Here is a 13,999-nt window from a genome sequence, read left to right on the forward strand (position 1 = left end):
GCGCTTGCGGCTGAGAAGCGGTAGCTGGAGCGGCAGCGCGCCCCGTCGGCTCGCTGTGTGGTGCACCGCTCGCCCGGGTGAGCCTTCAGCTCATCCGGACGAGCGGTTGGTGTTGGCCACCACGGTGGGGCGCGCAGCCGGGCGACGGGCCGGCGCTGCGGAGGTGGCGGGATCCTGCCAGATCGCGTCTGGGGCATTTGCGAGTGTCTATACTTTTGTCCGTTTGCTCCGTCTGATCCCCTCTAGTAAAGGAGCTCTCCATGCACCGCAGACTCGCCGGGCTCGCGATCCTCGGCGTCGGCGTACTTGCCGCCGCCGGCATCGGCAGCACCCCAGCGCAGGCCGCCCCTCCGCTGTCCGCCGCCGTCCAGGCCGCCGCCGTGCCCCAGGCCAACACCGTCGCGCAGCGCCTCGGCAGCCAGAACGCGGGCGTCTACCTGGACCGGAACGGTCATGCAGTGGTCACCGTGACCTCTGCCGCCGCCGCCCGCACCGTACGCGCGGCCGGGCTGCGCAGCCGCGTCGTGCACTACAGCGCGGCGTCGCTGACGAGTACGAAGAACCGCCTCGACCGGCTCGCCGGGGTACCCGACACCGCCTGGGGCATCGACACGGCACACAACCAGGTGGTCGTCACGATCTCCGACGCGGCACCGAAAGCCGGTGCCGCGCGCGTGCTGGCCGCCGCCCAACGCTACGGCAGCGAGGTACGCGTCGAGCACACCACCGGCCACTTCAGCACGTACGTACGCGGCGGCGACGCCATCCAGAACAGTCAGGCGCGCTGCTCCGATGGATTCAACGTACGGCGCAACGGTCAGCTGATGGTCCTGACCGCCGGGCACTGCACCAACCTGGGCGGCACCTGGTCCCCGATGGGCGGACAGGTCGTCGCGAGCAACTCGCCCGGTGGGGACGAGGGACTGATCACCAACCCCAGCGGCAACGGCCCCAGCCAGATCAACACCGGCCAGACGATCAGCCGCATCGGCCAGCCGACCCAGGGTGAGCAGGTCACCAAGAGCGGCTCGACCACCGGCGTGACCGGAGGGACCATCGAAGCCGTCGAACAGACCGTCAACTTCGACGTCGGCGTGATCTACCACCTGTTCGCCACCGACGTGTACTCCGACCACGGTGACAGCGGTGGCCCCGGCTACGACGGGTCGACCGGCCTCGGCACGTTGACCGGCGGCGACACCCAGACCACGTTCTTCTACCCGGCCTGGCGCGAGTTCAACGACTACGGCCTCACCCTGCCGTAACCATTCCCACGAGTGCCTCCCGGCGCCTGCCGCCGGGAGGCACTCGCATGCTTCCGCGTGATGGCAACAGGTGAGGTCAGCGGCAGGAACCCGGCCGCGGAGACGCTTCCCCGTCGGGCGACGCGATGCGTCCTCTGTCGCCGCGTGATGCACGCAGGCCGCGCGGTTGCTCGCATCGGCACCCACAACCTCCCTCCGGTACTACCCCGTCACCAGAAACGGGGGGATCCGGACTTCTCCGCCGTGGCCGGCTGGCCATAGTGGTTGAGTTGCTGGTCACACTGATCACGCACCGCGCTGGCGCCGTCACGGGTGTCCGGGGAAGGCGGAGGGCCGCCGATCGGGGCGTTGGACGATGTCGGCGTACTGGACGGTAATACGAACGGCCACTCGTCCTTCGCAGTGAGTTGATCTTCGACGACGACTTCGTTCCCGCAGGTCATCCCTCGTCATGCATACGCACGGTTATCACTCGACCTATGCGCGAGAGCGGTGTCGCCGCCCCGCCCCCGACCGCGACACCGTCCGGTACGCGCGTCCTGCTTTGCCTGTGGACATGGGGATCCAGGGTTGTCGGGGCACGCCCGACAAGGCTTGACCGGGCCCGTCAGCGGGGTCGGGTCGGTTGATGGGGCTTGCCCGTCAGTGGCCACAGACGGTGAGATAGGTCCCCCGGCATTCCGCCGGGATGCAGACGCCCCGCGCCGGCTTCCCGGCAAGAGAGCGGCACGGGGCGTCCGCAAAGATCCACAGAAAGGATCGCGCACATCATGACTGATCAGGTGCTCCTCGCACTACCCCCGGCCGGCTGGGTCGGCTGCCTGCTTGTCGCTGGCGCGCTGGCGATCTGGTCACGCGACAGCCGTCGCCGCCGTCGGGCATGGCGACTGCTGCGGATGCTGACCCGTACGCCGCGCAACGCCAGCTGAGCAACGGACGGTTCGGGAAGCCGACGCCGCTGGGACGGCAGCGTGCTCGGTTCCACGGCCGCATGTCACATCGATTCGTGGTGCTCGACGCCTCCGGGGGCGGCGACGGCGAGCACCACGCCCACCGGATCCATGGGGGCCGTCATGACAACGCAGAAACTCGGGGGTCGCAGGCTCCTCGACGAGCAGGCGCTTCGCAACAAGGGTTGCACCGCGGAGGGGATCGCGATGATCCTCGAACTGCGGCACATGCTGACCGGCCGGTTCGGCGAGCAGAACACGTTCATCACCTGGGCCAGGTCGTTGGGCAAGGACGGCGCGAACGCGCGGGCGTTCGCGCAGCGGATGTCGGAGAAGCTTTCGAGCCGGCCGCGAAAGACCGGGCCGGCCTGGGACATCGTGGTGGACGTGGTCGCCGCCGTGGTCGACCCGATCGAACAGGCCGCCGAACAGCGCCGGCTCGCGCTGATGTGGGCGGCGGCGAACAACCAGTGGCCCAACGGGGTGTCGCCGGCGGAGATGCTGGTCGACGAGGGAGCGGAGGTTCATGATCGAGCCGAGCAGGAGGTCGAGCGCCGCCGCGAGCTGACGCAGTTGACGACCAAGCTTGCCCACGCGCAGAGGGAAGCACTGGCGCACTCGCGGATGGCAAGTGAGCTCGCTCGGGCGTTGGCCCGGATAGCGGGCCACGACGAGGACACCCGCAGCCGCAACAGGGACCTGGAACTGAGCCTGGCCAGTGCGCACCGGGATCTCCTGCGACTGCGGGAGGAGTACGCATGGCTGGCTGCGTTGGTGACGGCCGATCCGCAGCGAGCCGCGGCGTCGGTCACCTGGATCGCGCCCCAGCCGGCGACCGCCCCCGCGGTGGATCGGCTGGTGGCGGCGTACCTGCATGCCTGCGCGACGCTGGCCGGGATCGAGCCGCAACAGGTACTGGAGTCCGCCCGGACTGCCGGTGTCGAGCTGGATAGGGCTGGCTTCGCGGATCTGGTGGAGCGCGGTGAGATCGGCGACTGGCAGGTCGTCCAGGCGGTGACGCGCCTGGTCGGCGGAGCCCCCGAACGGCTCTGCGTGCCGTACGCGACGCAGCGCCAGCAGACCGTGGAGCGGATGTCGCGGATCCGGCCCGGACAGTACCACGGTCGGCACCGGAAGCCGGTGCCGCGCAAGCGCCGTCGCCGCATGACGCTGTGGTCCCGTGCCATGTCGACCGCAGCCGCCCTGACCCTTGCCCTGGCCGTCCTCACCGGTGTGGCAGAACCGGTGATGCGCGGCGCCGGACAACGCCGGCCCCAGCCATCGTCGATCGACGTAGCCGGCGCTCCGCCGGTTCGGCGGTCGCTGCCGGCATGAGGTCCGTTCGTGACGCGCGGACGCCGATCAATCCGGCCGGTACGGGCGGATCGCGGTGGCGGGGACGCGGAGAGTGCGCTCGACCAGCGGGTCGGCGTCGAGGTACCAGCCGGTCAGGTGCAGGTGGTGGGCGGGCAGCGGCGCCACGCCGATGACCCGGAACGGGGCCGGCTCCTGGCCAACCTCGGCGATCAGGACGACGTCGCCGAGATCGGGTACCCCCCCGCTGCCGTGGCGGTCGACGGGCGGAAGCGGCAGGCTGCGCCGGTGCGGGCCGCGGGCCAGGTCCTCGGCCTCGCGGGCGAAGGTGTAGGCACGGCACGGCCACAACACGCGGCACTGCCGGCACATCGGCGAGGTGCCGCGCCGGCGCGCCGTGTCGTTCGGCCAGTGCCGCGCCAGCACCGCCTGCGCGGCCCGCCACAGCAACACATCGGTGACTTCCCGCGGAACCGCGTCGTCGGCGCTCATCGGCGACCGTCTCGATCCAGCGGTACGAGCGTGAGACCGCCACGTGGGTCCCGAGTCAACGCCCGCGCGATCGCCTGCCGCCGGCGGCGCGCCACACGCAGCGCCGCGACGTACGGATCGGTGGGCCGATCCTTGCCGCGCCCGGGGAACAGGACACACAGCCGGGCGCGGATACGATGAAGCAGCCTCACGGAGACCTCCAGGTTGTGAGTGGGGCAAGGGGACACGGCGCCTGGTTTCGCGGCCCGCGCCGTGTCCCCGTCTTCTCTTCTGTTGTCGGTGCCGCCGCGTGGGCCGGCACCGTTCAACGATCACGATCCGTCGTCGGTCGACGCGACGTCCGTCACGGTCGCTCATTAGACACCCTGCTTCGTGCAGGTGCAAGAAGTCTGACGGAAACGTGTTGCGTCGTCATCCCTTCACAAAGACGAGCGATTGGTCTACGTTGCTCCTACACGGACAGCACACACGGAGGTACTCATGGCGATCGGGGAGAGCCCCACTGCCAAGCGGCGCCGGCTCGGCCTGCTGCTGCGCAAGTTCCGCACCGAGGCGAAGATCAGCGCCGAGGTCGTCTCCCAGCACATGGACCGCAACGACGCCTGGGTGTCACGCGTCGAGAGAGGCAGGACCGGTCTGCGTCGCCTCGACCTGGAGCGGCTACTCGACCTGTACGGCGTCGACGGCAGCGTCCAGGCCGAGCTCGCCGACCTGGCCAAAGCCGGCCGCGAACGCGGCTGGTGGTCGAACTACAGCGGCGTGCTGTCCCGCCAGTACTCGTCCTACATCGGCTTCGAGGCAGAAGCTTCCCGGCTGCTCACGTACGACAGCTTGGTGGTCACCGGACTGCTGCAGACCGAGGCGTACGCACGCAAGGTGCTACAGGTCGGCGCGCCGGAGGAAGATCGGGCCGTGATCGAACGCAAGGTCGAGGTCCGGCTGAACCGCCAGCAGCGCCTCACCTCAGAGAACCCGCTGCGCCTCTGGCTCATCTTCGATGAGGCCGTGCTCCATCGCGTGATTGGCGGGGACCTCCGCGCGCACGTCGGTCAGTTGGACCATCTCGTCAAGATGGCGGAGCTGCACAACGTGCGGCTGCAGGTCATGCCGTTCCGGGAGGCCGGCCATCCAGGCATGCTGTCCTCGTTCACGATCATGGAGTTCCCGAACGACCCGACGATGGCCTACATCGAGGGCCTGACCGGCGATCTTTACGAGGATGCGCCGGAGAGCGAGCGGTATAGGGTGGTCTTCGACAACCTGCGAGCCTCCGCACTCGGCGAGCCCTCGTCGATCTCCTTGATCAAGGAGGTGGCTGCCGACCTGCGGCGCGACACCTAGGAGACACCGTAATGCCCCTCGACGGCACGTGGCGTAAGAGCACCCGCAGCAGCACCAACGGCGCGTGCGTCGAGGTCCGCCTCTGGCACGGCACCGTCCAGATCCGCGACACCAAACTCGGCGCTGCCTCCCCGATCCTCACGGTGAGCCCGACCACCTGGTCGGGCTTCACCACTGAGATCACCACCGATCGCTGATCTGCGACCCAGGAGAGCCGCCATGGCCAACCTCGGTGCGACCGTCTGGCGCAAGTCGATGCGTTCTGAATTTTGTAGTCGCGCCTGCGCACGCAGGGTTGCCTGGATGGAGCTGACTACGGGTTCGCTGGTGACGCTCACGCCCCCGGCCAACCCGTTCGGTTGATCCACTTCGACAGGCACTGCCGTGACACGCCTGCCTCGGCGGCCACATGCGCGATCGGACGAGTGCGGCAGCGTCGGATCAGACGCAGCCTGCCGGCCGGGGTCAACGGGGCATTACGGGTGGGACATGACGGGTCTCTTCGACGGTCAGGGCGTGTTGTCAGCGCTTCACATCCTGACCGCCAGGAGACCCGTAGCCGCCAGCGGCCCAGCCACCTACCCGGCGTCAACAACCTCACGAACCACAACAGCTACCCGTCATCATCGGAGAGGATCTCCACCACGTCGAGGGGGATCTCGAACCGTACGGCGGTAACCCCGGTGTCGTATTGTGGGGTCAAGACCGGTTCAACCGGGCCATCAAGGAAACCCTCATCCTGCAATGCATGGGTGACCCTTGTGGTTGGCTTCGTGAATCCGCGCAGCATGCGCTCCTTGTCGTAGCCGCATACCTGGTAGATCTCATCACGGGTGATGACCCCGCCACGATCCGCAGCAAAGCGGATAACGTCCGCCTGCTCTCTGCCCTCCGTGTCAAGCCGGCGAAGTAGCTCAACCACGGCTCGCCGGTTCCATCGGGATCGACGAATCTCGGTCTCGGCGCGTGCGACGTCGGTCGCCGCCTCCGGCGACACCGTGACCGCCAACGCCGCGGCATGCTCTATTAGTTGTACCGGGCGGAGCATGTACAGGCGGTTGCCGGAGATCTGCGCGAACTCGGTCACGAGCTCCACCCTCGGGCCCATAAGCAACGACCGGTGCCGCCACCACCAATCTTCCTTCTCGTCGCCCGTAATGATGACGAGCGGCAGATGCCGGCGTTCGGCTTCCCTCTTGGATTGCAGCCACACCAGATAGTCGCCGCTCGCGCCGTCCGGGCCGCCATCCTGGAGTTTTTCTGCGTCGCGGTACCCCGGCGGGATGCGCTCCTTCGCACGTCGCGCGCCCTCCGCTAGCGCCGCGTCGTGTTCGGTTGGATCGAGCGGCGGGCCAACGTTCGCCGTCAGCAAGGCCCGGAGAGTCTCCAGAACCGAGTCGGAGTCTGGGCGGTGGGTGATGGCGCCGGCGCCGCTCGTCTCCTCCTCGACGATCTCGCTCGCCCTCGCCAGACCGCTTGCGAGCACGTCGTGGACCTGGCGCTTGACTTCTTCGGACACCGCGGTCTGCTTGGCCCATGAGTCGACGGCATCGAGCAGCGAACGCCTACTCTTGTCCAGCGCCGAGTGGACCTGCTTGGTCGCCTCGTTGCGCTGGTCGATGGTGGCGCAGCGATTCCGCCAGAACTCCTTGGCCGCTTGGTGGCTCACCCACACCCGATCACCTGCGGCGCTGAGCACCTCGACGAGGGCGTCACGGGCCTTGGGGCTGTACCTGTAGAAGTTGAGCAGGACGTTGGCGTCCAAGCTGAGCAGACCGGTCGTCAACGCTTCGACGACGTCCCGGTCCGTCTGGGGGATGTGACCATCGAAGCCATGATCCAGCGCCCGCGGCTCGGACATCACTGGACCTCGAAGACCTTCATGACCTCGTCGCCGTAGTCGTTGATGACCTTGACGGCGATCTTGCCGGTCGTGGGTTTGGCGAACGGACGCGACGTGGTGGCGTTGAGACTGGCCCAGGCGTCAGGGTCGATGTCTGCCTTCAGCGCGGTCTTGAGGCGGCGGTAAGGATCGTTGTCGCCGGTGAAGTAGCAGTCCCGAACGAAAAACGACTCCTCGTTGTAGTTGGTGTCGATCATCCACAGGGCGATGTGACCGGTGTCGTTGCTGCGTACCTCGCCGGTCGTCGGGTCGTAGACATCGACGCCCCGGAGGTCGACAACGACCCGATCGTCATCGGTCGTGGCGACCTCGATGTCGGGCTCACCGAAGACAGTGAACAGGTTGCCGGCGCCGGTCTTCTTGAGCGCCTCACCCATCAGCAGGTCGACGTTCATCCGGACCATGAGCACCGGGACGCGGCCGAGCTTGCGGACACTCGCGACGTTGGCGAAGCCCTCATCGGTGGTCTCGACGGTGATGCCATCGTCCTCGGTGACACCCGTGACCTGTGGGTCGTAGGCGAAGCCCAGGATCGCCAGCAGGTCGATCGCGCCGTCCCTGTTCGCCTCGCGGGCGGCGTTCTTGATGAACGACGCGCTGACCGTGCCGTACTGCGGGCCGATCGCGACACCGATCCGGCTGGGCGCCTCGTCCTCCTCGTCGGTCGCACGCTCGCCGACTGCCTGGATGTACTGCCCGGCATACGTCTCGAACGAGGCGAACCTGATCCGTTCCTTGCGTCGCCCGTTCTGGATGCCGGCCGCTGTCAGGTTGTCCAGTATCGACTGCTCGAAGCTCGGCGCGTCCGCATCCTTGGCCGCCTCGGTCTCCCCGCGCGTCTCCTGCTCGCCGCCGAAGGCCAGCGACCGGTGCGGGCTGAGGCTCTCCACCGTGAACGGCCCGGCGACCCGAACCTTCTTTTTGTCCTCGTACGGCCGGTCGTACAGCGTCTCGAAATCGGCGTGCCGCTTGATTGCCGCATCGATCTGCTCCCGCGACATCCCCTCCCTGATATCGGGATTGTTCGCGATCGACTTCAACGTGATGTGCTGCACCCGCTCATAAACAAACCCCAGCCGGATGTCGTTACCGGACGGCTTGCGTGGCAGGGCTTGCGCGCTCAGCGACTGTTCCTTCGCCTGCCCCTCAGTCGAATCCGCCAGCAGATACCACGGGTACTTCGCCCCATCACCCGCTGCCGAGCCAACGCCAACGCCACCCGCGACGTGTCGATTGTGATCCACCGTCGTCCCCACTGCTCTGCCACATAGGCCGTCGTGCCAGAACCGCAGGTTGGATCGAGGACGAGATCTCCGGGGTCAGTGCACATGAGCATGCACCGCTCGATAATCCTGGCGTTGGTTTGGACGACGTACATCTTTGGGTCGCTGAAGCCCGAGGTAATCGTGTCATCCCAGAAGTTGTTGATCGGGAAGGCTGGAAAATCGTCGAGATACCGTACGTAAGTCAACGTATTCCCGATTCCGAGCAATCGGCGAGCATGAGCCAGTTTTTGAGCGCCAGACCTGTTCGTCTTCCAGCCACCTTTTGAAGGTGTGTAAGTCATCTCATCGAGGTCAATAGGAAAAACAGTGGTCTGACCGGTACGTGTCGTTTGGGACGTAAATTGATCTGGTCGGAAAATTCGATATTTAGGGTCGCCTGACATTAGTTCTTTGGCGGTTCCGCGACGACGCGATCCATTCGACAGCTCAACCCACGTGTATTGCCCACCGCCAGCCTCGCCGATGCTTTTGGCGCGATAGAGCTGACGATATTTGACGAGTTCGGGATCCCGACAGTACCAAACGATAAAGTCATTGGTAGACGCAAGCACGTTCGTCCCGCCGGCAAAACTGCCAGCTCCGCTGGTGGTCTTAAAGCTAATCAGGGAGCAGAAGTACTCGCTGCCGAAGACTTCGTCCATAAGTGAACGTACAAGGTGGACATTGTCGTCGCCGATTTGGACGAAGCAGCTTCCGGTTTCGGTGAGGAGTTCGCGGGCGGCGAGGAGGCGGTCACGGAGGTAGCTGAGGTACGAGTGAATGCCGAGTTCCCAGGTGTCGCGGAAGGCGCGGATCTGTTCGGCCTCGCGGGCGGCGTCCTCCAGTTTGCCGTCCTTGACGTCGCGCTTGTCGACGCGGACCTGCCAGTTCGACCCGAACTTGATGCCGTAGGGCGGGTCGAGGTAGACCATCTGTACCTTGCCGCGGAGCTGTTCGCGTTCGGCCAGCGAGCCCATGACCTGGAGGGAGTCGCCGAGGATCATCCGGTTGGACCAGTTGGCCGGGTGCCGATAGAAGTCGACAGAGTCCAGCGGGTCGAGGCCGTCGAACATCTCAAACAGCGCCAGTTCCGGCTCATCCTCGGGTTTGGCGGCGGTGCTGCGCAGGTTCTCGATCAGTACGCGAGGGTCGATCTTTTCCTGGATGTAGATCGGCGGCGCATCAGCGACCAGGTCCGGATCGGTCGGCTCGTCGGGGTACTTGCCGCGCCAGACGAGCTGTGGGTCGAGGCTCTCGTCGCGGGCGAACCGAACCTTGCGCACCTCCTCGATCTCGGGCGCGACGAAGTCCTGTGCGTCGGCGGTGGGAATGTTGGTTCGCTTATCGGGATGCTGGATTGCGTCCACGGGCGTCGGTCCGGGTTTCCGCTTAGGCGCCACGTGCGCTCCTGAAGATCTCGAGCAGGTCGGGTTCGCCGATGATCGGCGCGTCGGCGTACAGATTCCGGATGGCCTCGGTCACGCCACGCTTGAAGTCGAGCGGGTTGGTCAGCTCGACATAGCCCCAACGGCCAAAGCCACGCGAATTGTTGACCGCCACGCACCAGGAGTTGCGTGCAGTGAGCCTTTTTCATCCTGCTGCGAGTTCGTGGTCTTGAAGGACGTGGATGGCTTTGGCGAGTCGGCCGGCGCGGTGGGGGCTGGAGCGTAGCTTGCGCAGGATGCGCCAGGTTTTGAGCTGGGCGTTGGCGCGTTCGCCGGGGCCACGCAGCCTCGCGTGCGCCCGGTTGGCAGCTTTCTGAGACTCGGGTTTACCCTTGCCCTTGTACGGAGTGATCACCGGCTCGCCGATCCCGTGATAGCCCTTGTCGCCCAGGGCGATCAGCCCGGCCTGGCGTAGCGCGGCGAGAATGTTCCAGATGCGGGCGGCGGCGGTGTCGTGCACGCTGCCGGGCAACGCACCCGACACCCACAGGATGGCCCCGTCGGGTGCCGAGATCACCTGCAGGTTCATCCCGTGCATCCGGTGCTTGCCGGAGTAGAACGGCCGGTCGGCGGCCACCCGATCGATCGGGACCAGGGTTCCGTCGATGATCACGTAGGCCATGCCGGCCCGCCTCGCGGTCTTCAGCGCCGCCTGCAGCTTCGGTGCCCGGTCGGCCAGCAGCTCCACCGTCTCGTTGACGTAGCGCCAGCAGGTGGCTGTGGACACCTCGAAACCCGCCCCGACCTGCGTGAACGGTTCACCTTTGCGCAGATACACCAGCACCAGCAGCGCCTGTTGCCCCGCATCCAGCGCCCGCCACCGCGAGCCGAGTTGCCGACGATGGCGGCGGATGAGTCCAGACACGAAGGTCAGGGTCTGAGATGACAACGGCAGCGCGGCACGGTAAAACAACATGAAGAAGCCCTTGCTGACGACAGCAGATCTTGGTCGATCGCCGTCATAGCAAGGGCTTCGCTACATCCCCGACCGCGACACGCCCCTCTCGGTCACGAACCCGTCTCGATCCCCAGCGGCCCAACACATCCCCACCACGATGAAAAGGGCTCAGTGTCCGCCTTCGCCCGCGTCGGACCGGGGCTCTTCTGGCTGCCAGAGACCTCGATGATCAGCGTCCGGTCGAAGTCCTCACCGTCCGCCCGCACAAGCCGGACCAAGAAGTCAGGCACGTAGCTGTGCGATCGGCCCTGATGTACGTATGGGATGGTGAAGCCGAGATGGTCGTTCTTGACGAACGCGGCCACCTGGTCGTCGTGCTCCAGCATCAGCGCGAGGAGCTGCTCCCAAGTATTGCCACCCTTGCCGTCCAGAGTGACGTGTGAGACCTCAGACCGGTCGACCGCGATCACTGGCTTGCGGGTCATGAAGTCGACTTCAGCGGTCGATCCGGTGGTCTTGAACCGGTTAATCATCGGCCGGAGCCGCTTCCGCCGGTTGCCGGCAAGCCGGACGATCGCTCCCCAGATCTGCTCGACCGCCCGCTCCCGCGCTTCGGTGTTGGTCATCAGATGGCCGATGCTGTACCCGGGGGCGTACACGACCTTCGCGTCGATCCACTGCCAGCACAACTGCGCCAGCTTCGGGAACAGCCACGGCCGCTTGTCGTCGACGGTGTTGAACTGCTTCTCGAGGATTCGCCTGGCTAGCTCATACGCAACCTGCTGCGGCCGGTACAGGGTCGGATCACCCTCTTCCCTTTCGCTCTCCCCGACCGGGCCGCCCACTTCCACCCAGCGGGGCACCGTGCTCGGCCCGATCTCGAAGACAGGCGCCGAGTCCAGGTCGAGGATGATGTCCTCGTCCGGCAACTCGACCCGGTACCCCGTCAGGTTCGGAAACCTGATCCGCAGATGCTCGCGGCCCTCCAGCGCGGCGACCTGCTGCACTGGGCGCGGCGGCAGTGGATCCTTGACCGGCCGGTCGGAGGAGATGAACTGGAACGGGATGCCGTAGACGTTGGCGTACTCAGGTTCGAACCGACCGTCGTCGTTGACTGTGTAGTTGCGCCGTCGTAGCCCACGGCCGACGACCTGTTCGCACAGCAGCTGGCTGCGGAACGCCCGGACGCCCAGGATGTGTGTGACGGTGTTCGTGTCCCAGCCCTCGGTGAGCATCGAGACGCTCACCACGCAGCGCACGTGTTCACCCAGCCGGCCACGCTTGCCGACGGTGTTCATGACCTCGCGCAGCAACTCCTCGTCGGTGATCTTCTCCACGTCGGCGCCGGGGTTTCGCTGCCGGTACTCCGCCTTGAACGCGGCGATCTCTGCGCCGGCAGCCGCCTTGAAGTCGGGCTTCATCCCCTCACCGGACTCCAATTGCGCCGAGTCGATCAGGATGGTGCGCGGCCGGGCGAGGGGCCGGCCATCCACGACGTTGCTGAGCAACTCCAGGTTGCCACGCCGGAAAACGGTCCCCTGCGCGGCCTCGACCTCGTTGCCGGCGATCCAGTCGTACACGAGCTTGCTGACCACGGTGTTGGGGCAGACCATGATGAACACGGGCGGGGGCTCGCCGGATCCGGCGAGCGTCTTCTCCCAGTTGTCGAATGCCTTGGCGTAGCTCCGGTAGAGGCTGCGCAGCGCACCTTCCAACTCGGCCTCGGGGATCCAGTCGGTGACCTTCTCCTTGGTCGCGCGCTTGGGCAGCTTGTCGCCGACGAAGTCCCATAGACGCAGGTAGGTGACCAGCGGGTGGTCGGCATCGTCGTCGACCGGGGTGCGCGGCACTTTGACAATGCCGGACTCGATCGCGTCCATCAGGGAGAAGTCGCTGACAGTCCACGGGAAGATCAGGCCTTCGTGGTAGCCGGAGCCGGCCAGGTAGTACGGCGTGGCGGACAGGTCGACGACCTGCTTGATGCCGGCGTACTTCGCGATGGCCTGCAGGCCCTTGAACCAGACGCGAGCCTCATGGTTGGCTTCCGCGACATCCTTGCCGATCTTCTCGCCTGCCGGCAACGGCTTGTCCTGGTAGCAGTGGTGCGCCTCGTCGTTGAGCACCATGATCTGCTGTTTGCCGCCGCCCACGTCGCGCAGGACCCGGCTGACCATTGCCTGCGGCGTCTCCCTGAATGCATCCTCGCTGCGGTTCCCCTTGAGCAGAAGCCGCGTGTTCCTTGCCACGCCGCGGATCTCTTTGGCGTCCTTGAGACCGAAGGCGTGGTAATTCGTGATCACGATGCGTGCCTTGGCCAGGCCGCCCTTCAGATCGGTGGGTACCAGATCGCGCAGTTCGTAGTAGTTGTCCACATCCTCGGGCAGTAGCACCCGCAGTCGGTCCCGGATCGTGATCCCTGGCGTGACGATGAGGAACCGGTCGGTGAACCGGGCATCACGCGGGGCGTGCTGCTTGTTCAGCGTCTGCCAGGCGATCAGCATCGCCATCACGACGGTCTTGCCGGAGCCGGTGGCCATCTTCAGCGCCGCCCGGGGGAGGCCGGCGTTGTACTCAGCGTTCTCCGGCTCCAGGCGCTTGCGCCAGTCTGTATATGTCCCGCGGCGCCCGGCCACTTCGGTCAGGAAGATGATCGTCTCGGCGGCCTCACGCTGGCAGAACAACACCCGGTTCTCCCGGGCCGGCGCAGCCCAGTGCCTCAGCAGGTTGCGTGTGATCGGGGTGACCCCGTCGTAGTCGCCGCCCCTCCGCCATCGATCAACGTCGCGGCGGATGGCGTTGATGACGTCGTTGCGCTCGCGCCGTTCTCCGGGTTGGTCGAGATCGATGGCGAGTTGCTCGCCCGCGCTCCGGCCCTTCTTGGCGACCGCGATCGGAATGAACGACTCGCTGGGCCGCCGGCCGTCGAGGATCTCGCCGGTCGGACCGTTTGGTCCGATGACGTAATGCCGTGCCGGCGGCTCATATGGCGAATTGAGGATCGGGTTGTCGAGGGTTTCCGTCATATGCCGCGCTCCACGCCTGCTCGCACAGGCGGGAGTGTAGTCAGTCAGACGCCGCAGCGCGATATTGGCATCGACGTTGCGTGGACACGTGTGCTGCTGCAGG

At 66.2% G+C, this 13,999-nt stretch carries 11 protein-coding genes; 5 read left to right on the forward strand and 6 right to left on the reverse strand.

Annotated features, from left to right (window positions below; genetic code table 11):
- The first annotated feature begins 260 nt into the window (after positions 1–260).
- The 3 genes from Asera_RS14010 to Asera_RS14020 all read left to right on the forward strand — a co-directional run bounded on the left by Asera_RS14010 (position 261) and on the right by Asera_RS14020 (position 3,550).
- Entirely contained in the window at positions 261–1,265 is a 1,005-nt protein-coding gene (locus Asera_RS14010) for a S1 family peptidase (protein ID WP_030449650.1), read from the forward strand.
- A 770-nt stretch (positions 1,266–2,035) separates the two neighbouring features.
- Complete coding sequence (locus Asera_RS14015) at positions 2,036–2,194, forward strand: hypothetical protein (RefSeq protein WP_157035191.1); 159 nt, start codon at positions 2,036–2,038, stop codon at positions 2,192–2,194.
- Between the two features lie 42 nt (positions 2,195–2,236).
- Positions 2,237–3,550, forward strand: a complete 1,314-nt coding sequence (locus Asera_RS14020; RefSeq protein ID WP_157035192.1) for a hypothetical protein — start codon at positions 2,237–2,239, stop codon at positions 3,548–3,550.
- A gap of 27 nt (positions 3,551–3,577) precedes the next feature.
- Here the strand turns inward: Asera_RS14020 and Asera_RS14025 are convergent, their stop codons facing one another.
- Entirely contained in the window at positions 3,578–4,021 is a 444-nt protein-coding gene (locus Asera_RS14025; protein ID WP_030449652.1) for a hypothetical protein, read from the reverse strand.
- A 480-nt stretch (positions 4,022–4,501) separates the two neighbouring features.
- On the opposite strand from Asera_RS14025, the gene Asera_RS14030 reads away from it, so the two are divergent.
- Positions 4,502–5,362: a DUF5753 domain-containing protein gene (locus tag Asera_RS14030; protein WP_030449653.1), complete on the forward strand. Its 861-nt coding sequence runs from the start codon at positions 4,502–4,504 to the stop codon at positions 5,360–5,362.
- An 11-nt stretch (positions 5,363–5,373) separates the two neighbouring features.
- The gene (locus Asera_RS14035; protein ID WP_030449654.1) at positions 5,374–5,559 is read left to right on the forward strand and encodes a DUF397 domain-containing protein; all 186 of its coding nucleotides are present in this window, start codon (positions 5,374–5,376) and stop codon (positions 5,557–5,559) included.
- A 416-nt stretch (positions 5,560–5,975) separates the two neighbouring features.
- On the opposite strand, the gene Asera_RS14045 is transcribed toward Asera_RS14035, so the two are convergent.
- The 5 genes from Asera_RS14045 to Asera_RS14065 all read right to left on the reverse strand — a co-directional run bounded on the left by Asera_RS14045 (position 5,976) and on the right by Asera_RS14065 (position 13,896).
- Positions 5,976–7,223, reverse strand: coding sequence for a PIN-like domain-containing protein (locus Asera_RS14045; RefSeq protein WP_030449655.1), 1,248 nt, complete (start codon positions 7,221–7,223; stop codon positions 5,976–5,978).
- Positions 7,224–8,385: 1,162 nt separating this feature from the next.
- On the reverse strand, positions 8,386–9,897 hold the full coding sequence (locus Asera_RS14050; protein ID WP_212804583.1) for a site-specific DNA-methyltransferase: 1,512 nt from the start codon (positions 9,895–9,897) through the stop codon (positions 8,386–8,388).
- A gap of 22 nt (positions 9,898–9,919) precedes the next feature.
- A complete protein-coding gene (locus Asera_RS14055) occupies positions 9,920–10,090 on the reverse strand; it encodes a hypothetical protein (protein WP_211255802.1) in 171 nt (56 codons plus the stop codon).
- A gap of 30 nt (positions 10,091–10,120) precedes the next feature.
- Positions 10,121–10,891 (reverse strand): IS5/IS1182 family transposase, encoded by a 771-nt coding sequence (locus Asera_RS14060; protein ID WP_030450047.1) that lies wholly within the window; start codon positions 10,889–10,891, stop codon positions 10,121–10,123.
- A 92-nt stretch (positions 10,892–10,983) separates the two neighbouring features.
- Positions 10,984–13,896 (reverse strand): BPTD_3080 family restriction endonuclease, encoded by a 2,913-nt coding sequence (locus Asera_RS14065; RefSeq protein WP_084132444.1) that lies wholly within the window; start codon positions 13,894–13,896, stop codon positions 10,984–10,986.
- Positions 13,897–13,999 lie beyond the last annotated feature (103 nt).

It is taken from the genome of Actinocatenispora sera, assembly GCF_018324685.1.
GTDB classification, from domain to species: domain Bacteria; phylum Actinomycetota; class Actinomycetes; order Mycobacteriales; family Micromonosporaceae; genus Actinocatenispora; species Actinocatenispora sera.

What these genes read in the sequence shown, in the direction of transcription:
- Asera_RS14015 (WP_157035191.1), top strand. Translation starts at nt 2,036, where the DNA reads ATGACTGATCAGGTGCTCCTCGCACTACCCCCGGCCGGCTGGGTCGGC.
- Asera_RS14060 (WP_030450047.1), bottom strand. Translation starts at nt 10,891, where the DNA reads ATGTTGTTTTACCGTGCCGCGCTGCCGTTGTCATCTCAGACCCTGACC.
- Asera_RS14025 (WP_030449652.1), bottom strand. Translation starts at nt 4,021, where the DNA reads ATGAGCGCCGACGACGCGGTTCCGCGGGAAGTCACCGATGTGTTGCTG.
- Asera_RS14010 (WP_030449650.1), top strand. Translation starts at nt 261, where the DNA reads ATGCACCGCAGACTCGCCGGGCTCGCGATCCTCGGCGTCGGCGTACTT.
- Asera_RS14045 (WP_030449655.1), bottom strand. Translation starts at nt 7,223, where the DNA reads ATGTCCGAGCCGCGGGCGCTGGATCATGGCTTCGATGGTCACATCCCC.
- Asera_RS14065 (WP_084132444.1), bottom strand. Translation starts at nt 13,896, where the DNA reads ATGACGGAAACCCTCGACAACCCGATCCTCAATTCGCCATATGAGCCG.
- Asera_RS14030 (WP_030449653.1), top strand. Translation starts at nt 4,502, where the DNA reads ATGGCGATCGGGGAGAGCCCCACTGCCAAGCGGCGCCGGCTCGGCCTG.
- Asera_RS14035 (WP_030449654.1), top strand. Translation starts at nt 5,374, where the DNA reads ATGCCCCTCGACGGCACGTGGCGTAAGAGCACCCGCAGCAGCACCAAC.